Here is a 19,232-nt window from a genome sequence, read left to right on the forward strand (position 1 = left end):
TCCACCGGCTGGTCCTACTTGAGCAAGACTTGAAGCAGTCGGCCGCTTTCTTTATTCCATCATTCGTTCCATTCGGACAAATGCAATAAAACGTTTGGCTTCTTCCTCAGACAAGGTGCGTCCGTCAATGGTCAGGTTGAAACGTTGCAGAATATCCTCGTCGGACAGTTCAAGCTGGTCCACAAATTCCCTCACATCTGAATCCAATATCGCTGCCGGATGGCTCGTACGTCCCACCAAGTAGTCAATCGTTACCCCGAAAATATCAGCGAGCTTGGTCAGGATCTCAAAATCTGGCTTGCGCCTATTTTTTTCATAGTGAGAAAGAGCTGCCCGCGTAATTCCGAGGGATTGCGCTAGTTCCTCTTGTTTTAATCCCTTATGTTCTCGTAATTCAGCGATGCGGGTGCCATAGTTCATCTGTTTTTCCTCCTGAAGGCAAGGTTAAGAAAGGTAAAAAAGCAATTTTACGCTTGACAAGATACGTTTTGTATCATAAATTAGTTATGTAAGTTACATAGCGTATCTTTATTTCATAGTTTTCACTTATGTCTTCGTTTATATACCCTAAGAGGCCACCGATTATTGAGCATTTTGTGCTTATTCGCTGGCTAGACCTTCTATGCGTTATTATACAACATTTTACTATAGATTAGAGGGTCATGCATCGTTCTTTTCCCCGTTATGCAGAGGATCAGTACAAGCGTTATTGCATCGAAAACAAGTCAATCAGGGAGGACTGGTCTTGTGCAGTTGAAAGAGTACATCCGTTTGATCCGTAAAAGAATGTGGTTGATTGGTAGCATCGTACTGCTGGTATGTACTGTAGTGGGCATAAAAAATGTATATTTTACCCCGCAGATTTATGAAGCTACCGCAAAGCTCATTATCAACCAGACGCCACGACCGGATCGTGCAGGTGTCGTTGATTACAGTGTAGTTCAAACGAATATAGCCTTAACGAACTCCTATAAGCAAATTATGATCTCCTCGGCGATTATGGATCAGGTGGTCGCCAGCTTCCCCGACCTTAAGGTCACTCCGTCAGCTTTGGCGCAAAAATTAAGAGTGAACACCGCAGGTGATTCACAGGTTATGGATGTAACAATCCGCGATTTATCGTATACGAAGGCTGTGAAAACCGTCAATGCGGTAGCCAAAGTATTCAAACGGCAAATTCCCTCTATCATGAAAATGGACAATGTCACCATCCTAAGCGAAGCCAGTCTGAAAGATCCAGCAGTTCCCGTCAACAGTAATCCCGCTATACAGATATTTATTGCTTTTGCTACCTCTTTATTGTTGGGAATAGGCTTGGCGTTTTTGCTGGAGGTACTGGATGATACATTTAAGAATGAAGAGGATATTGAAAAAGAACTCGGTCTGCCTACCCTATCCCTGATTACGAAAATGAAAAAAGAAGATAAACGCTCTGACAGCTCCACTACAACTCCTAAACAGGTAGGTGAAGGGCAATATGCCGCGATTAATCAATAATCAGCTCGTTACATCCCTACATGCTCAGTCTTCCGTTTCAGAGGAGTACCGCATGCTTCGCACTAACATCCAGTTTTCTTCTATAGACGAGCCGATTGAGGTTATGATGGTGGCGTCCGCTCAGGCGGGTGAAGGCAGAACGGTCACGATTAGCAATTTGGCTGTAACCTATGCGCAAGAGGGGAAAAAGGTGCTGATTATGGATATGGATCTGCGTCGTTCCTCTTTGCACCATATGTTTGGTTTGCGTAATCATACAGGACTGACACGGGTGCTTGCCAATCAACAGGCATGGCAGGATGTGGTTCAGGAAACCGGGATTGACCATCTGCATGCAATTACAGCCGGACCGAACCCGCCCAATCCGTCCGAGATGCTCAGTTCCCGCAGAATGAATGCTCTGCTGGTTGAGCTAAAAGAACATTATGACGTGATCTTAATGGATACGCCGCCGTTGCTGTCCTTTCCGGATGGCTTAATTATAAGCGCTATGTGTGACGGAGTCATTCTGGTGGTGCAGGCAGGGAAGGTCAAAAAGGATGTTGTCAAGAAAGCAAAAGCGAATTTGGAAAGAGTAAAGGCGCGCATACTGGGTGTAGTACTTAATAATGTGAAGCGTTCGAATACCCGCGCCGAGCGGGGGATGGAGGAACGCAATCTGACATGAATAAAAGGAGGAAAATGAGAGTATATAAAATTCTCTTAACAATGTATAAATAATACTTATCAATAAGGAGCGAGGTGATGAGACGTGTCTTCTTCCCGCTCGAACGAGGCCGAAGTGCTGGGCGCGTCAGTGGATGTTTATTCGGTCGCTCATGGGCTTGAACGGCGGCAAGGATGGAACGTATACCCGTTCGTGAAGCGAAGCATGGATATTATATTGTCTTTCATTGGAATCATCGTGCTATGCCCGGTATTTCTGCTTGTCATTTTGCTGATTAAGCTGGAGGACCCAAAAGGAAGTGCAATATTTTATCAAGTACGTATTGGGAAAAATGAACGGCCGTTTCGCATGATCAAATTTCGTTCCATGGTGTCTGATGCCGAGGCGAGATTGTCTGCACTGCTGATGGAAAATGAAATTGAGGGTGCGATGTTCAAAATGCGGGATGATCCCCGAATTACCCGTGTGGGTCGCTTTCTTCGCAGAACAAGCATCGACGAGCTGCCACAACTGTTCAATGTACTGCGTGGGCAGATGAGTCTGGTAGGACCCAGACCCCCGTTGCCAAGAGAAGTCCATAATTACACAGTGAGGGATAAGCTGCGTCTGACGGTTACACCAGGCTGCACCGGTCTATGGCAGATCAGCGGTCGTAATCATCTAAGCTTTAACCAGATGGTAGAACTGGATTTGGAGTACATATCCAGACGCAGTTTCCGCACAGATATGATCATTATGCTGAAAACATTTCGTGTGCTGCTAGGCTCCAAGGATGCGTATTAAAGTCTTTCATTTTCACGAAGAAGGTAGGGGATAAGTATGGATCTTCATTCCAACATATATGTAGCAGGGCATAACGGACTGGTGGGTTCCGCTATTGTCCGAGCGCTTCAGGATGCGGGTTACCGTCATATTATTACTCGCACAAGCCGTGAGCTGGATCTACGCAATAAAGAGGCAGTAGATCATTTTTTTGAAACAGAGCCTGTGGATTATGTATTTCTGGCAGCGGCCAAGGTTGGTGGGATTTTGGCGAATAACGAATATCCGGCTGATTTTATCCGTGACAATCTGCTTATACAAACGAATGTGATTGATGCGGCATACCGGGCGAATGTAGGCAAGCTGTTATTCCTCGGCTCTACCTGTATCTACCCTAAATTTGCTCCGCAGCCGTTGCGAGAAGAATATCTACTTACGGGTGAACTGGAGCCTACTAATGAGGCCTATGCGATTGCTAAAATTGCCGGGATTAAAATGTGTCAGTCTTACAACCGTCAGTATGGAACTCGGTTTATTTCTGTGATGCCGACGAATTTATACGGTCCTGGCGACAATTTTGATCTCCAGACCTCTCATGTGCTGCCTGCGCTCATCCGTAAGTTTCATGAAGCCAAGCTGAATCAATCTCCTACTGTAGAAGTATGGGGCTCTGGTACGCCGCGCCGAGAATTTCTTCATTCTGATGATCTGGCTGAAGCCTGTCTGTTCCTGATGAACAATTATGAGGGAAATGAAATTGTAAATATCGGCGTAGGTGAGGATATCTCCATTCGTGAGCTGGCTGAACGAGTGAAGAATGTAGTCGGCTATGAGGGAGAAATTACCTTTAACACCTCCGCTCCTGATGGAACGCCGCGTAAGTTGGTAGATGTATCCCGAATTTCCGGGCTGGGCTGGTCGGCGCGTATTTCACTAGAAGAGGGATTAAAGTCTGTGTATCAGGCATTTCAAGGCCTGGATCTGGTTGAACAATAAAAAAACAGTGGGGGAATTGGAATGAAAAAAGCGCTGATCACAGGGATTACCGGACAAGACGGGTCTTATCTGGCTGAGTTGCTGCTGTCCAAGGATTATGAGGTTTACGGGGTGCGCAGACGAACCAGCACACCGAACTTTGAAAATGTAGCGCATATCCAGAATGACATCCATTGGCTTTCCGGTGATATGACCGATCTGGCTTCACTGATCGAAGCCGTTCGTCAGTCCGACCCGGATGAGGTCTACAACTTGGCTGCTCAATCCTTCGTAGCGGCCTCGTGGCCGCAGCCGTTGGCTACAGGGCAGATTACAGCGCTATCTGTCACCAATATGCTGGAGGCGGTTCGAATTGCCAAACCGGAAGCGCGCTTTTATCAGGCGTCAAGCAGCGAGATGTTCGGTAAGGTGCTGGAAACACCCCAGACAGAAACGACTCCATTTTACCCACGTAGTCCCTACGGTGTCGCCAAAGTGTACGGCCATTGGATTACAGTGAACTATCGCGAAAGCTTTGATATGTTTGCTTGCTCTGGCATTCTGTTCAATCACGAATCACCACGCCGAGGACTGGAATTTGTAACGCGTAAAGTGTCGGATGCGGTAGCTCGTATCAAGCTAGGGTTGCAGCAGGAGCTGCGCATGGGAAATTTGGATTCACTGCGAGACTGGGGTTTTGCAGGGGATTATGTAAAGGCGATGTGGCTGATGCTTCAGCAGGATCAACCGGATGATTACGTCATTTCCACGGGAGAAATGCATTCTGTACGTGAACTGCTGCAAATTGCCTTTTCCCATGTAGGTTTAAATTATGAGGATTACGTCGTGATCGATCCTCAATTTGTCCGTCCGGCAGAGGTAGATTTATTGCTCGGCGATTGTGCCAAGGCGAAAGAAAAGCTAGGCTGGCGATTGGAAGTAGGCTTCGAGCAACTCATTCATATGATGGTGGATACAGACTTGGAGCGGGTAAAAAGGCAGGCTGCAGTTGAAGCTTCTGCTTCTGTCGTCGTGTAAGAGATGGAGAGGCCACCCGCCTGGGCGGGGGGTCTCTTCGCTGTACATGATTGCAGCTGCATTGACAGAACAGCAGGTTATAAGGCTGTGCGCAAGGTCATTTTTTAAGATGGAGTAAAACCTATGACATTAGTCAAAAAACGCGCCAAACCGCGCAGAAGTTTGCTGGTGAATACATCCTGGCTGTTCGGTGACAAAATGATTCGCATGGTGTTCGGCCTGGCAGTCAGCATCATCATGGCGAGAGTGTTGGGACCAGAGGAACTGGGAAAGTGGAATTATGCGGAATCCTTTTTCGGCATGTTTCTGATTTTCACGACCCTTGGCTTTGATTCTATATTAGTACGCGATCTTGTCAAAGACCCCAAGGATGAGCATGAGCTATTGGGGACGGCGGTTCTGCTGAAATTGGTAGGTACTCTGATAGCCATTGTACTGTCCTATTCCTTCATTTCACTGCTCAGACCGGAAGACAGTTCGGTGCGATTGATCAATATGATCCTGGCTACGGCCTCGATATTTCAATTGTTTGATATCATCGACTACTGGTTTCGTGCGCAGATGCTGTCCAAATACACGGTCGTTGCCAAGAATACCGCCTTTGTTCTCGGCTCCACCATCAAAATCATTCTGTTGTTGTCCGGTGTTCCGATATGGTGGGTGGCGTTGTGTGCTCATGGAGAGTTTCTGTTGGGGAGCCTGCTGCTGCTGTATTTCTTCCATAAGGAAGGACGACGTGTGAAACGATGGACGTTCCGCTTAACCACAGCTCGGCGAATCATGAATCACAGCTGGCCGCTTATATTGTCATCCTCCGCTGTATATGTACAGGCACGGATCGATCAAGTCATTATCGGTGAACTACTGGGGAACGCTGCGGTCGGGCAATACTCCGTTGCACTCCGACTCATCGAAGTGCTGGGCTTCATTCCGGTCGTTCTGACAACGGCTTATGCTCCGGTGGTGACGCGTTCCAAGCAGAAAGGAAGCGACGAATACAGACAGACAATGTCTAAGGTGTATCGGCTGATGTTTATATGCTTTCTTGTGACTTCGGTACCTTTATTTTTTCTATCCCAATGGGTAGTGGTTGTGCTGTATGGGAGAGAATTTACCGAAGCAGGTTCGCTGTTGTCTCTGTTTGCGATTCGTCTGTTTTTCACTAACTTCAGTGTTGCTAAAAGCTTGTTTATTACCAATGAAAATTTGTTCAGATACACGCTGCTGACCTCGGTGGTAGGGGCGGTTACGAATATCGCTTTCAATTACGCGCTAATCCCGTTGCTTGGTGTCCGAGGGTCGTTAGTGGCGACGATCTTGTCCTTTACGATATCTGTATTTCTATTAGATTTGCTGTTTAAGGAAGTTAAAGCCAATTTAGGTTGGATGATAAAGTCCATCCTGACCTTTTGGCGTGTTCATATTACAGTACCGAAAGTTGGAGAGAACAATCATGATACCCATTAAACCGTTTGTTCGGCATGAGGAACAGTGCCCGCATTGTGGAGGTAAGGTACGTGGTGGAGAGGTGCTGTGGCAGGGAATCCATGTATGTGTCAGCACTGCGTGTGAGGGGTGCGGTCGCGAATATCTCGAGGACATGAGGGTCGGTCATGCCACGTATTCACCTTATCGTGTAGAAATGCCTGACTATATTCTGACCGGTGATGCGAAGTCGAGAAAATGGCTCGGAGAGCCTTTGCGGCAATCGTTGATGAATCCTTCCTATGACTTAGCAGTCGGCATGACCGTGCATAAAATGAAAGCTTCTACACGTGTAATCATCGTCAACACTATGGATTATTTGTATGGTCATGCGTTGCTCAAGCTGCTCAATGTGCAACGCGAATACGAGCAATCCCCGGACCTGGGCATCATCGTCATTGTGCAAAAGTCACTGGAGTGGATGGTGCCGGCATACGTGTCTGAAATTTGGACGGTTGATGTGCCGTTCAGCAGGGCACGAAACTTTTATCCTGTACTACATCATCGGATGATTGAGGAACTGATGCGTTTTGATGAGGTGTATGTCAGCCCGGCATATTCACATCCCAATCAGTTTGATATTGAGCAGTTTACAGGTGTCTCCCGCTATGACGAGGGGCGTGAGTCGGAGCCGCGCATTACCTTCGTATGGAGGGAAGATCGCTTGTGGAGCGGCAGCCATCATATCGCAAGAGCGGTACAGAAATTTCCGCAGCTCAAACGTGGGCTAAAACCGCTAATTTATCATCAGCGCAGTAAAATCATACGGCTGTTCCGCAGGCTAAGAGAAAGCTTCCCAGATCATCGTTTTACAGTCGCTGGACTTGGGCGTACCGGGAGCTTCCCGGCATGGATTTCGGATGAGCGTGTCACACGCTTCGACCGAGAAAGTGAGCTGCGGGTCTGCGAGGTATACGCAGCCAGCCAATTAGTAATCGGCATCCACGGCTCTAATATGCTGCTGCCCTCTGCGCATGCCAGCATGACCATTGATTTGATGCCCAAGGACCGATGGGGGAATTACGCTCAGGATATTTTATTTCACGAAACGGATCATCGGCTTACAGCCTACAAATACCGCTTTGTGCCGATGGAATCGAGTGTGACTCTAGTGGCAGATATGGCAGCTGCCCAGCTCAAAGGGGCAGATCATTTTAATATGCAGATGACGGAGGAAAGGCAGCGGCAGGGGGAACATTCGGTTTGGAGGGGGGAGGCCGCTTCGGGACGGGTTTGATCCTGGAGCGACTTTTGTGGATGGAAGTCCGCTGCGGGACGGATTTGATCTTCCGATCGCTGTTGACGAGGGATTCCCTAGATTGAATAGGCCCTTTAAAAGGGCGGAATCCCTCGTCAAAGGCGAACGCTACGCTTCTCCAGATTCAAATCCTACCCTCCGCTACCCACCACCGCCAAAAAGAATTTCCCCCAGCCCCTAGGGGGGAAGGTAAGAGCCGTCCGGCGATAGCTTCGCCCTATCGCCTCGAACTTCTCGCCCTGCATGCATTCGCTCGCGTATATCCGCGCAGCGGGGCACTTCATGCGCAGCATTCCCTTTTTTAAAATGGGGTGACTTTATGGAAACGGTGGTCAGCAGCGGAGCGGTCCATTTGAATCTGAAGAAGCGCTAGCGTTCGCCTTTGCAGTGGGATTCTTACCGCGGAATGTTTTATATATCCAGGAATCCCACTGCAACAGCGATCGGAAGATCAAATGGAACGCGCAGCGTTCTCTGAACCCTCCGTGCTCCATAACTCATCCAATATGAAATGGCAGGAGCCCTGATGATGATTCAAAAAATATTGTATCTCCGCAATTTTGCCAGCAAAGTGAACGGGGACTCATACAATTTACAGGAAGTCGGTTTGGGCAAAGCACTCGTTCGAAAAGGCTATGATTGCGATATTGTTTACTACAACGATCATAAAGAAACCCATCTGGAACAGGTCTACCGTCACGAAGGATGCACCTTGCGTATTATCTGGCTCCACGGGTTTAAGTTCCTAAGCAACAGCATCTACAGAGATGTTCTCAAAGATTCTTTTCTGGATGCTTATGGTCTGGTCATTACTACAGAATACAACCAGATCATGACCTATCTGCTTTCCCGCAAATGTCCTGATAAGCTGGCGTTGTATCACGGCCCATACCGAGATAACACGCACGCGCTGATCCGCAAACTGTACGATATTATGCTGCTGCCGAAGGTAGCAAAATCTCTACACCGTACCTATGTCAAATCCGATCTTGCCAAGCGCTATTTGGAGAATAAAGGTTTTGACAACGTGGTTACGATTGGAGTCGGGCTGGATCGCAGTAACGTAGAGAGAGCATTCGACAGTGACACCAGTAACAACGGTGAAGACATAAGCGGAGAACGTGAGGAAAACCGTGAGGTCGCGAATGAGCTGCGTCGAATCGGAGATCGCCCGGTGTTACTGTATGTTGGTGTACTGGAGGAACGGAGAAATATACGTTTTATGTTGAGTACGTTCAAAAGGGTACTCCAAAAGCATCCTAGTTGCCTTTTGTTAATGGTCGGGGATGGACGGAAGACAGACACAGATCGCTACTGGACATATGCTCATGAACTGGGGCTAACGGACAGTATTATACATTTTTCAAGAGTGGAGCAACGTCATCTGTGGCAGGTTTACGGAGCGGCGGATGTGATGCTGTTTCCGACCCAATACGATATTTTTGGTATGGTGCTGCTGGAAAGCATGCTGTTTCGCATTCCGATTATCTCTTCGGTAAACGGGGGCTCGGTTACCTTGATTGAAGACGGAGTGAGTGGAGTGATGCTGAGAAGCTTTTCAGAAGAGGAATGGTCTGGTCGAATAGGCGCTTTGCTGGATGATGCTGAGCTGAGACGAAGTATGGCGGAGAAGGCCTTCCTTACGGTCGAGCGTATGTCGTGGGATCGCATTGCGGATGAGATAGTAAGCCATCAAGGGATCAAGCCCAGAAGTTCTAACCACGCTGTGCAATCAACGCAGGAAAGAGGGGCAACCACGTGAGCCAACAGGTCACCAGACAGATGAACCCTCCTGTAAGCAAGGTGCTGATCATCCATAACTTTTATCAGCAAAGCGGGGGAGAAGACAAGGTTGTCGAGCAAGAATCAGCTATGCTGCGTTCCAGAGGAATAGAGACAGAGCATTACTATGTGCACAACGACAGCATTCAAAGCAGAGGGCTAGCGAACATGGCAAAGCTGGCGGTAGAGGCGGCATGGTCCCTGCCGGAATTCAAAAGAATCAAGAAGCTGCTTTTACAGGTGAAGCCAGATGTGGTGCATGTGCATAATTTTTTCCCGGTTATATCCCCTTCGGTCTATCATGCTTGTGAACGGCTGGGGATTCCAGTTGTCCAGACACTGCATAATTACAGGCTGATTTGTCCGGCGGCAACCTTTATGCGAGGGAATAAGGTTTGTGAAAAATGCCTGCACGGCACGCTGCTGCATTCCATCCGTCATGGATGCTATCGAGGTTCACAGCTTCAGACGATTCCGGTAGCGGCGATGATTAAGTTCAACGATCTGATCGGCACATGGCAGCACAAGGTAAGTCGCTATATTGCGCTGACGGAATTTGCACGGGACAAATTTGCTGAAAGCGGTATTCCGCTGGATCGTATCGCGGTAAAGCCGAATTTTACCCATCATAAAACAGTGAAAACCCAGTATGACCCGAATGATCGTTATTTATTGTTTGTGGGGCGGATTTCAGCTGAAAAAGGGGTTGGCAATCTGCTGCAAGCTTGGTCACAGTTGGAAGATCGGGGGGGATTGAGACTGGTCATCATTGGGGATGGTCCGGAAAAGGCTGAATTGACCGCTGCTTATCCGCAGGAAGATGTTCGGTTTCTCGGTAAGCAGGATGGAGACACGGTACTGGATTGCATGAGCCGGGCCATGTATGTCATGGTGCCTTCCATTTGGTATGAAGGATTTCCCATGACCATTGTAGAGTCTTTTTCTGTTGGAACTCCGGTATTATGCAGCCGGCTCGGTGCACTGGAGGAAGTCGTGGAGGACGGGGTGACGGGTTTCCATTTTCAACATGATGATTTGGAAAATATAAAGACTGTGATTCGCTGTGCAGTAGCCTATGAAAACTATGCAGCTATGAGACAGAAGGTGTCGGAAAACTACGCTGCACGCTATACGGAGGAAGTGAATGTGAAGCAGCTGATGGCGATATATAGCGAGGCGATGGAGGAGCGTGATTATGAAGCAGCTGCCCCAATATAGAGTCGGAAGGATTGCGGAAGCAGATATTGCAGCACTTACGTTTCAGGAGACGGTACACATGCTGGAACAATGGGCAGTCGAACGAAAGGACGGCTATGTTTGTATTTGCAACACGCATTCCATTGTCACAGCCGGGAATCATTCCGAGTTCCACGAAGCGCTCACTCAAGCCGATTTGTGTACACCCGATGGTATGCCGTTGGTATGGGCGCTCAAGCTGTACGGATTTGAGCGTCAGGATCGGGTAGATGGTCCCAGTCTGATGCTCAAGTTGTGCGAACGTGCGCCACAAACGAAGGTAAGTATATATTTTTACGGCAGTACGCCGGATACGCTGGATAGCTTAAAAGAAAGAGTAAGACAGGATTACCCCGGAATCCGCATCGCGGGCAGCTTTTCACCGCCATTTCGTGAGCTTCAACCAGATGAGGAGGAGCGGATCATTGATGAAATCAATGCGTCCGGCGCGCATATCATATTCGTCAGCTTAGGCTGCCCGAAGCAGGAAATATGGATGCATCGAAACAAAGACCGCATCCGTGGTGTGATGATTGGAGTAGGGGCGGCCTTTGACTATATCACTGGAAAGGTTCGTAGACCGCCGCTAGCGGTACAAAAGCTGGGCTTGGAGTGGCTGTACCGTCTGATCTGTGAACCGAAGCGATTATGGAAGAGGTATGCCTATAACAATCCAATGTATGTATACCGTTTTCTAAAATCTTATCGGCAAAACAAACGGCTTACGCTTTATCATAATCGGCTTGCAGGAAGAGATATAGAGAAATGAAGTCGGTAAAGGCAGGATGCAATGAGACAGCATGTAAAAGGGGGAGTTGCTTTGAAGCTATGTGTAATTGGTGCAGGGTATGTCGGGCTGGTGTCGGGGGTCTGTTTTGCCGCACTCGGGAATACCGTCGTCTGTGTAGATCAGAATGAGGATAAAATTCATCACCTACGTGCAGGTGGAGTGCCGATTTATGAACCGGGATTAAAGGCTCTAATTAAAGATAATGTAGAACAAGGCCGACTAAGCTTTACAACAGATACGGCTGCTTCGGTGGAGGCAGCTGAAATTGTTATTTTGGCGGTCGGCACGCCTTCGCTGCCAGGCGGAGAAGCGAACCTGTCCTATATTGAAGAAGCCGCCTGCGAGGTGGCAGACGCCATGAATGGCTACAAAGTAATTGCCACCAAAAGCACGGTGCCTGTCGGAACGAACGAACGTATTCAAAATTGGATTGCGAGCCGCACAAACTATCCGTTTGGTGTGGCTTCGGTTCCTGAATTTTTACGTGAAGGTTCAGCAGTCATAGACACCCTACAGCCAGATCGAATCATCATCGGAGCTTCCGATCCGCATGTGTCCGCTGTGCTGACTACACTGCACGAGCCGTTGACGACAAATATCGTAACCACGGATATCCGTTCGGCGGAGATGATCAAGTACGCGTCGAATGCTTTTTTGGCGACCAAAATTTCGTTTATTAATGAGATTGCAAATATTTGCGAAAAGGTGGGCGCAGACGTTACACGCGTGGCACACGGTATGGGACTGGATCAGCGGATCGGTTCCTCCTTTTTGTCTGCTGGTATCGGCTATGGGGGTTCCTGTTTTCCCAAGGATACACAAGCTCTGATCCAAATTGCAGGCAACGTGGACTATGAATTCAAGCTGCTAAAATCTGTGGTAGAAGTGAATCAGGGGCAACGTTTTAACGTGATTCGTAAGCTGAAAGAGGCGCTGGGTGATCTGGAAGGAGCTACGATTGGTATATGGGGACTGGCCTTTAAACCGAATACAGATGACGTAAGAGATGCCCCAGCGCTGGATATCATGCAGTCGCTGCTGGAGGCAGGGGCGCAAATTCGTGCATATGACCCGATCGCTACGGCTAACTTCCGCAGACTGCTGGACAGCTCGGAAGTAACGTGGGCAGATAGCGCACGAGAAGCGGCAGAGGGATGTGACGCACTGTGTCTATTGACGGAATGGGAAGAGTTTGGTGATATCGGGTTGGGTGAGCTGAATGAGCTTATGAAGTATCCAATTATGATTGACGGACGCAATGTGTACAACGAAGAGCAAATCAGACAATCCGCCTTTGCATACTATTCTGTCGGTAGGCCACAGATGAACAATCTGGATGTAGATCGTCATCAGTCTGTAGTGAATCCGTAAAGGGGAGGCTGCGTATGAAACGATGGCTGAAGGTGACATTGGGGGCTGCGGCGTTATTGGTCGTAGGGGCTACTGCCTACACCGCTTATGTGTATCATTCCTTTAAAACAGCGGCGAATGCGATGTATCATCCGCGCAGCATCGTTCAGCCTGGGGCGGTTTCTACCCTTGCAACGGGCGGAGCAGGGCGATCCGTAGATACAGACTCTAGATCAAGTACACCCAATCCGGCAGCCATCTCCCAGTTCAAGCCGTTCACCGTGCTGGTCCTGGGGGTAGATCGGCGGCCTCACGATCCAGGACGATCGGATACGATGATCGTCTTGTCTGTTAACCCTGCCGAAGGCTCTATGTTGATGTTCAACATTCCGCGTGATACGCGAACAGAGTTGATCGGCAGGGGGCGTGAGGACAAAATCAATCACGCTTTTGCTTTTGGGGGCGTGGATATGTCGATTCGTACGGTAGAGCATTTTTTGAACCATCCGATAGATTACTATGTACAGATGAACATGGAAGGGTTTGCGAAAATGGTGGACCTTATGGGGGGAGTCGAGGTTCATAATCCACTTGATTTTCAATATGAGGGCCATCATTTTGCGCAGGGTAATTTGAACTTGAACGGGGCTGAGGCGTTGGCCTACGCCCGTATGCGATTCGATGATCCACGTGGGGATCTCGGAAGAAATGCCCGCCAGCGGGAGCTACTCAAGCAAATTCTTGCCCAGTCCATCAGCAAGAAAGGGCTGTTGAGGGTAAAGCCGATACTGGAGGCAGCGGGGGAGCAGATTCGCACAGACATTACCTTTGACGATATGACGACCTTCCTGACCCGGATCGGTCCGTCCCTCAAGCAGACGGATACCGTTGAACTGAAGGGACATGGGCGTAAAATCAACGGTGTGTATTATTACATTGTGGATGAGCAGGAACGCCAGCGTATCCATGGAGTGATGGAGAAGCATTTGCTTACCACTGCCATATCGCCTTAGGCAGCCTTATGCAGGCGGGTGCCCTATGGGGAGGTCACCCGTTATTTTCTTCTAAAGTCTTCTAAACAAGGCTTGTCCCACATACATCTGTAGAGAATTCGGTATAGTTTAACAGAGGGAGGGGCAATGTGTGCTGTTTAGAAGGAGAGCGGCTTCGGCGTTCGTCCGTAAGCTATTATATTTTGCCATTATATGTGGATTGTTATGGCTGCTGTGGCTGGGTCTGCGTGGGGTGATGTCTACAGGCGAGGGCGATCAAGCGGTAGAAGCACTGAATGAGTTCTACACTATGGAGCAATCGGGAAATTTCGGAGGCTCATGGGAGTTTTTCCATTCGCAAATGAAAAAGAAATTCGAGAAATCTACGTATGTACAGCAGCGTGCGCACGTTTTTATGCAGGATATGGGGACGGATACGTTCACGTTTGAACTGGGGGAGCCGCAGGTTGAATACGACATTCGTACCGATCAGAATGGAGAAGAGTTAGGGAAGGTTTACCGTATTACGGTCACTCAGCATTACAAGACCCGATTCGGTAATTTTGATATCGTACAGCCTTGTTATGTGACGCAGGAAGATGAGAAATGGCGGGTGCTTTGGATATACAAGGACAAGGTATAGAGGTTGCGTGGTGTTTCTAAAAGGTTAAATATGGTACAATACTTCCAAAACCGGAAATGTACAGTAAAATGGATAACAGCTTCACTCCGGATGGAAGGAGTTTCATAGCATGCAGCAAGCGACAGGACAGGTTCCCGTCATACGTATGGAGGGTGTGAGTAAAATCATTTCCTCAAAAGCGATCGTGGATGATCTGACGCTGGAGGTTCCGGCGGGACAGGTATTTGGTTTCCTCGGACCCAATGGTGCGGGAAAAACGACCACCATCCGTATGATGGTTGGCCTGATTTCGATCAGCAAGGGCGATATTCATATTTGTGGAGACAGCATTAATACTGATTTTGAAAAGGCCGTTTCCCATGTCGGCGCGATTGTTGAGAACCCGGAGATGTACAAGTTTTTGACAGGCTATCAAAATTTGCAGCATTTTGCGCGAATGTCTCCTGGGGTGACTCAAGAGCGCGTGGAGGAAGCGATTCGTCTGGTGGGACTCGGAAACCGAATTCACGATAAGGTAAAAACCTACTCGCTCGGGATGCGGCAGCGACTTGGGGTAGCTCAGGCGATTTTGCATCGACCGAAGCTGCTCGTGCTGGACGAGCCGACCAACGGCTTGGACCCGCAGGGTATTCGAGAACTGCGGGATTATTTGCGTCAATTGGCCCGTAAGGAAGGAATTACCGTATTCGTATCAAGCCATTTGTTGTCCGAGATGGAGCTGATGTGCGACCGTGTAGCTATTATTCAGAGTGGACGGCTGGTTGATATCAAGCAACTGAAGAATACAGGGGAGGAAGTGCAAAAGGCGGAAATTGCTTTTGAGGTAAATGATGCCGAACAAGCTTATGCGCTTGCTGGAGCAGGGCGCGTCGAAGGTAATCAACTGCTGCTTCACCTGGAGCGGGAACAAATCGCAGAGATGAACAGCCTGCTGGCTGCAAACGGAATTAAAGTATATGCGATTCGCCCGGTTGCCCGTACGCTGGAAGATCAATTTTTGGAAGTGACGGGAGGCGGGTTCATTGGCTGATTTTTTCAAGTTGGTACATAATGAAAATCTGAAAATTTACCTGCGTGTGCGCACATGGATTATGCTGGGGTTGCTGGCAGTCATCACCGCTGCGATTCCGATGTTGATTTCCCTGGTTTCCGATCAGGTCAGTGTGTGGGATGGAATTGCGTTGACGACGTTGTTTACATTTTTCCTCAATACGACGTTTACGGTCATTGTAGCTGCTGATTCGGTGGCTGGTGAATTTACTTGGGGAACGATTAAGCTGCTGCTCATCCGACCTTGGACTCGCAGCAAAATATTGTTGTCCAAGTATATATCCGTGATTTTGTTCAGTTTGCTCGGAACGATCATTTTGATCTTGATGGTTACGCTGTCCTCATGGCTGATGTTATCCAAGGATGCACCAGCGGGTTCTGTTCCGCTGCTCAGTGATCCGATATCTTACGTAACGCTGAACTTCTTGTATAGCTATATCGCCTTGTTCGTGACGATGGCCTTTGCTTTTATGCTATCCGCTGTTTTCCGTTCCAGTGCCTTGGCGATTGGGCTGTCGCTGTTCATGATGTTCACCAAAACAGTCTATAACTCTATTGGCTTGTTCAGCACAGATCGTTTTGAATGGACCAAATACGTACTATTTACGCATATGGATCTGAAAAAATATTTAGATATGCCGCCGGGTACAGTAAGTTCCAGTCTAACCTTTTCGCTCACCGTGCTGGCCGCCTATTATGTGATATTTATCGCCATTGCCTGGGTGGTTTTCGTAAAACGGGATGTTTCAACCTAAATCGAAGTACCTCAGAGTAATACAAAGGACGTTCAAATGCCTAGCATTTGGACGTCCTTTTGTTATTTCAGGATTTTGCAAAATCCTCATATAACACTATTTTATCCTGTAACTAGGTCATTTTTGCTACACATTCTGCGTACAGGGGTATATTGTAATCTATTTTCAGCAAGAATCAATCAATAGGGTCATTTTGCGTTTAAAGAGGTAGAGAGAAACAGAACAGAGGGGGCCGCATGGTATGCTGCAAAATAATCGTTTTTTTCGTGTAACTACAGGTATCGTCATGCTATTACTCATCATTTACTTGGGTACCAAAGTAAGTTTTATATTTAGTCCTCTCGTATCCTTGGTCAGCTTGCTGGTGGTACCGTTAATGCTATCTTTTTTCCTCTATTATTTATTGAGGCCGATTGTAGATGTAATGGAACGGAGAAAAATCAAACGATCTATCTCCATCTTGCTGATTTATTTGGTTATTGGAGTGTTATTGTTTGTTTTCTCATGGGGTGTGTGGCCTACGCTGCGTGAGCAGGTAACCAATTTATTTGAAAATGCGCCGAAGCTCATTAAAAGTCTGGTTGATCAATTGAGCCAATGGCGGCATAATCAATCCTTGAGACAAGTGCTGCCTCCGGGTGAAGACCCGCTGTCACAACTGTCAGATACATTGAACGAAGCTTTTTCGGCACTGTCTGATTATTCGGTAAAGCTGGTATCGTTCGTGTCCTACTTTTTTATCGTATTGGCTACCTTTCCCATATTGCTCTATTACATGCTGAAGGAAGGGAGCAAGTTTGGTCCTAAAATGCTAAACTTCTTTCCTAAAAAATATCACAAGGACGCATTGGAGGTTATGGAAGATATCGATAGTGCACTCAGCAGCTTTATCGTCAGTCGGGTGCTGATCAATGTCGCGTTGGGTGTGATGATGTTCCTTGGATTTTTAATTATTGGTTTGCCTTATGCCTTGCTGCTCGCCGTTATTTCGATTTTTCTTAATTTTATTCCCTATGTGGGGGCAGTGGCTGCTTCTATACCTGTGGTTATCATTGGATTTCTCGAATCACCTTCGATGGCGCTCTGGTCGCTGGTCGTGGTGATTGCTGCACAGCAAATTCAGGATAATTGGCTGTCACCTATTGTTTTTGGCAAGCAGCTGGATATTCATCCGTTGACTGTCGTTATTTTACTGTTAGTTGGTGGCGACCTGCTCGGGATTCTGGGTATTATTTTGGTGATTCCATTGTATATGTGCGGAAAAATCGTCATACGCAAGGTGTACCAGTTATTTTTGGAACGCAGAGTGGAGGATATTATGGAATGAATGGAGAATGCACTGGATTTAAAGGAGTATATACTGATTTTATCCTGCTTCGGATTGCAGATCGGCTGGGCTGTCCTCCCTGTCTTTGCTGAAACTAGATTGGGTTTCGTCGTTTGACTCATCCGTAGAAGTTGACAACTCTACATCCTTTGTTCGGTTCATTTGACTTGTGCCGTCCAGTACACCGCCTTCAGAAATGACCAATGCAGCGGTCGTCGTATTTCCGTACAGTTTACCTGTCGGCGTAATGGTCAGTCGTCCTTCTGTAGTAATGCTGCCGAACACCTTACCGGCAAGAATGACGTCTTGTGCGATGATATCCGAACGTACCACAGCAGATTCTCCAATGACGACAGTACGAGTGCTGCGGATATCGCCATGAAAATGACCGTCAATCCGAATATTGGCCTCTGCCTCAACTGTACCTTCAAAGCTGGTGCCATTAGCGAGCAGTGTATCCATAGCTGGGGCGGAGAGCTTTTTTTTTGATTCCTTGAACATGATGGTTTTCCCCCAATCTTTTATTGTAAGGATTTTGAAAAGTCCTCATTGTACATACAGTAATGGATCGACAGGTTGGTTATGCTTGACGATCTGAAAATGAAGATGAGGTCCTGTGCTTCTCCCGGTACTTCCTAACAGACCGATGGTCTGTCCTTTGTGGACACGATCTCCCGGAGCCACCTGCATGCCGCTTAGGTGCATATACCAGCTCTGGAGTCCGTCAGGATGCTGGATGATGATGCACTTGCCGCGGGCTCCGCTAGAAGCAGCCTCCAAGACGGTGCCTGCTCCTGCTGCATAGACAGGATCACCGGTTTGTCCGGCAATGTCCACGCCTGAATGAAAGGCAGATCTACCCGTAAAAGGGTCGCTGCGATAGCCGAAACTGGAGGTCATTCGCCGTGAACCTACAGGCCAAACGGAGGGATTCCCTTGTTCGGCAAGAGCCATCCTACGGGTCTGGAGTAGCTGTGCGGCTTGTTTGCGCTCTAGGTTCTGCTGTACGGCATTTGCTTGCTGAATAGAGCGGGGAACCGTACGTTCCACCGTGTCCAACAGAGATTCGATCTCCTGAAAATCATCTATTGCCTGGCGGGTTAGGAGGGCAGTATTTTCATGCACTGCGATCAGTTCGCCCCCGATATGGCCGGAAGCATCCCAGGAGAGCGGCGTCATGGTCTGTTTATGGTTACTTGTGGCAGATGAGTTTCCGTGTTTACGAATGAATTGCTGCATTTGTTGTTCCAGCTCTGTTACGCGCTGAAGGCGTTCACGAATATTGGTGGCTTGATTCGTCAGCTCCATGACTTCCTGCCGTAGTCGCCCAATGGCTGCATCCTTGTCCGCTACCGTGACCTCCATCTGCAAACTCTGGACAGCAAGATTCGTTTCCATTTGGGAGATAATATGGGAAGAACGGATTTGCAGCCCGATCACGAGTGTAGAGATAGACGCGATCACAAGAGTCGGGACGAGAATGACAGCGGCTGTAGAGCATTGTAGCTGCTTGGGCGGTTGCTGTGCATCCCGAATAACAAGCAGGGTCATCCGGCGATTTAGGCTTCCTTTTTTCATAATCGCTCCTTTCCGGACATCGCTCCTATAGTGCTTGGTTACTATCT

19 protein-coding genes are annotated in these 19,232 nt (G+C 48.1%); 16 read left to right on the forward strand and 3 right to left on the reverse strand.

What is annotated here, in order from left to right:
* Positions 1 to 51: 51 nt before the first annotated feature.
* Entirely contained in the window at positions 52 to 420 is a 369-nt protein-coding gene (locus T3H97_RS05920) for a helix-turn-helix domain-containing protein (protein ID WP_025720479.1), read from the reverse strand.
* Positions 421 to 747: 327 nt separating this feature from the next.
* Here T3H97_RS05920 and T3H97_RS05925 point away from each other — a divergent pair, with 327 nt between their 5' ends.
* From T3H97_RS05925 to T3H97_RS06000, 16 genes are all read left to right on the forward strand, one after another.
* Positions 748 to 1,497 (forward strand): YveK family protein, encoded by a 750-nt coding sequence (locus tag T3H97_RS05925; RefSeq protein ID WP_274484385.1) that lies wholly within the window; start codon positions 748 to 750, stop codon positions 1,495 to 1,497.
* A complete protein-coding gene (locus tag T3H97_RS05930; protein WP_061830270.1) occupies positions 1,478 to 2,164 on the forward strand; it encodes a CpsD/CapB family tyrosine-protein kinase in 687 nt (228 codons plus the stop codon). The genes T3H97_RS05925 and T3H97_RS05930 overlap by 20 nt, the downstream gene beginning before the upstream one ends.
* 84 nt (positions 2,165 to 2,248) lie before the next feature.
* Entirely contained in the window at positions 2,249 to 2,947 is a 699-nt protein-coding gene (locus tag T3H97_RS05935) for a sugar transferase (protein WP_328801968.1), read from the forward strand.
* A 36-nt stretch (positions 2,948 to 2,983) separates the two neighbouring features.
* Complete coding sequence (gene fcl, locus T3H97_RS05940) at positions 2,984 to 3,922, forward strand: GDP-L-fucose synthase (RefSeq protein WP_272640086.1); 939 nt, start codon at positions 2,984 to 2,986, stop codon at positions 3,920 to 3,922.
* Between the two features lie 21 nt (positions 3,923 to 3,943).
* Entirely contained in the window at positions 3,944 to 4,939 is a 996-nt protein-coding gene (gmd, locus tag T3H97_RS05945; RefSeq protein ID WP_250243660.1) for a GDP-mannose 4,6-dehydratase, read from the forward strand.
* A gap of 123 nt (positions 4,940 to 5,062) precedes the next feature.
* Entirely contained in the window at positions 5,063 to 6,406 is a 1,344-nt protein-coding gene (locus T3H97_RS05950; RefSeq protein WP_328801969.1) for a flippase, read from the forward strand.
* Entirely contained in the window at positions 6,393 to 7,661 is a 1,269-nt protein-coding gene (locus T3H97_RS05955) for a hypothetical protein (protein WP_328801970.1), read from the forward strand. Before T3H97_RS05950 ends, T3H97_RS05955 begins: the two co-directional genes overlap by 14 nt.
* A gap of 550 nt (positions 7,662 to 8,211) precedes the next feature.
* The gene (locus T3H97_RS05960; protein WP_328802786.1) at positions 8,212 to 9,444 is read left to right on the forward strand and encodes a glycosyltransferase family 4 protein; all 1,233 of its coding nucleotides are present in this window, start codon (positions 8,212 to 8,214) and stop codon (positions 9,442 to 9,444) included.
* Entirely contained in the window at positions 9,441 to 10,682 is a 1,242-nt protein-coding gene (locus tag T3H97_RS05965) for a glycosyltransferase family 4 protein (protein ID WP_328801971.1), read from the forward strand. Before T3H97_RS05960 ends, T3H97_RS05965 begins: the two co-directional genes overlap by 4 nt.
* Positions 10,660 to 11,469: a WecB/TagA/CpsF family glycosyltransferase gene (locus tag T3H97_RS05970; protein WP_328801972.1), complete on the forward strand. Its 810-nt coding sequence runs from the start codon at positions 10,660 to 10,662 to the stop codon at positions 11,467 to 11,469. Before T3H97_RS05965 ends, T3H97_RS05970 begins: the two co-directional genes overlap by 23 nt.
* Before the next feature lie 51 nt (positions 11,470 to 11,520).
* The gene (locus T3H97_RS05975; protein ID WP_328801973.1) at positions 11,521 to 12,861 is read left to right on the forward strand and encodes a UDP-glucose dehydrogenase family protein; all 1,341 of its coding nucleotides are present in this window, start codon (positions 11,521 to 11,523) and stop codon (positions 12,859 to 12,861) included.
* Between the two features lie 14 nt (positions 12,862 to 12,875).
* Complete coding sequence (locus T3H97_RS05980) at positions 12,876 to 13,853, forward strand: LCP family glycopolymer transferase (RefSeq protein WP_328801974.1); 978 nt, start codon at positions 12,876 to 12,878, stop codon at positions 13,851 to 13,853.
* A 130-nt stretch (positions 13,854 to 13,983) separates the two neighbouring features.
* Positions 13,984 to 14,475 carry a hypothetical protein gene (locus T3H97_RS05985; RefSeq protein WP_328801975.1) on the forward strand — a complete coding sequence of 164 codons (492 nt, stop codon included), beginning with the start codon at positions 13,984 to 13,986 and terminating at the stop codon, positions 14,473 to 14,475.
* 109 nt (positions 14,476 to 14,584) lie between these two features.
* The gene (locus T3H97_RS05990) at positions 14,585 to 15,505 is read left to right on the forward strand and encodes an ABC transporter ATP-binding protein (protein WP_328801976.1); all 921 of its coding nucleotides are present in this window, start codon (positions 14,585 to 14,587) and stop codon (positions 15,503 to 15,505) included.
* A complete protein-coding gene (locus tag T3H97_RS05995) occupies positions 15,498 to 16,280 on the forward strand; it encodes an ABC transporter permease (RefSeq protein WP_250243669.1) in 783 nt (260 codons plus the stop codon). Before T3H97_RS05990 ends, T3H97_RS05995 begins: the two co-directional genes overlap by 8 nt.
* Positions 16,281 to 16,521: 241 nt before the next feature.
* A complete protein-coding gene (locus T3H97_RS06000) occupies positions 16,522 to 17,607 on the forward strand; it encodes an AI-2E family transporter (protein WP_250243670.1) in 1,086 nt (361 codons plus the stop codon).
* Between the two features lie 39 nt (positions 17,608 to 17,646).
* On the opposite strand, the gene T3H97_RS06005 is transcribed toward T3H97_RS06000, so the two are convergent.
* Together T3H97_RS06005 and T3H97_RS06010 are read right to left on the reverse strand one after the other, a co-directional pair.
* On the reverse strand, positions 17,647 to 18,108 hold the full coding sequence (locus T3H97_RS06005) for a bactofilin family protein (RefSeq protein WP_328801977.1): 462 nt from the start codon (positions 18,106 to 18,108) through the stop codon (positions 17,647 to 17,649).
* Positions 18,109 to 18,153: 45 nt separating this feature from the next.
* Positions 18,154 to 19,185 carry a M23 family metallopeptidase gene (locus tag T3H97_RS06010; protein ID WP_328801978.1) on the reverse strand — a complete coding sequence of 344 codons (1,032 nt, stop codon included), beginning with the start codon at positions 19,183 to 19,185 and terminating at the stop codon, positions 18,154 to 18,156.
* Positions 19,186 to 19,232: the final 47 nt, after the last annotated feature.

This window comes from Paenibacillus sp. LX16 (assembly GCF_036252815.1).
Lineage (GTDB): Bacteria > Bacillota > Bacilli > Paenibacillales > Paenibacillaceae > Paenibacillus > Paenibacillus polymyxa_B.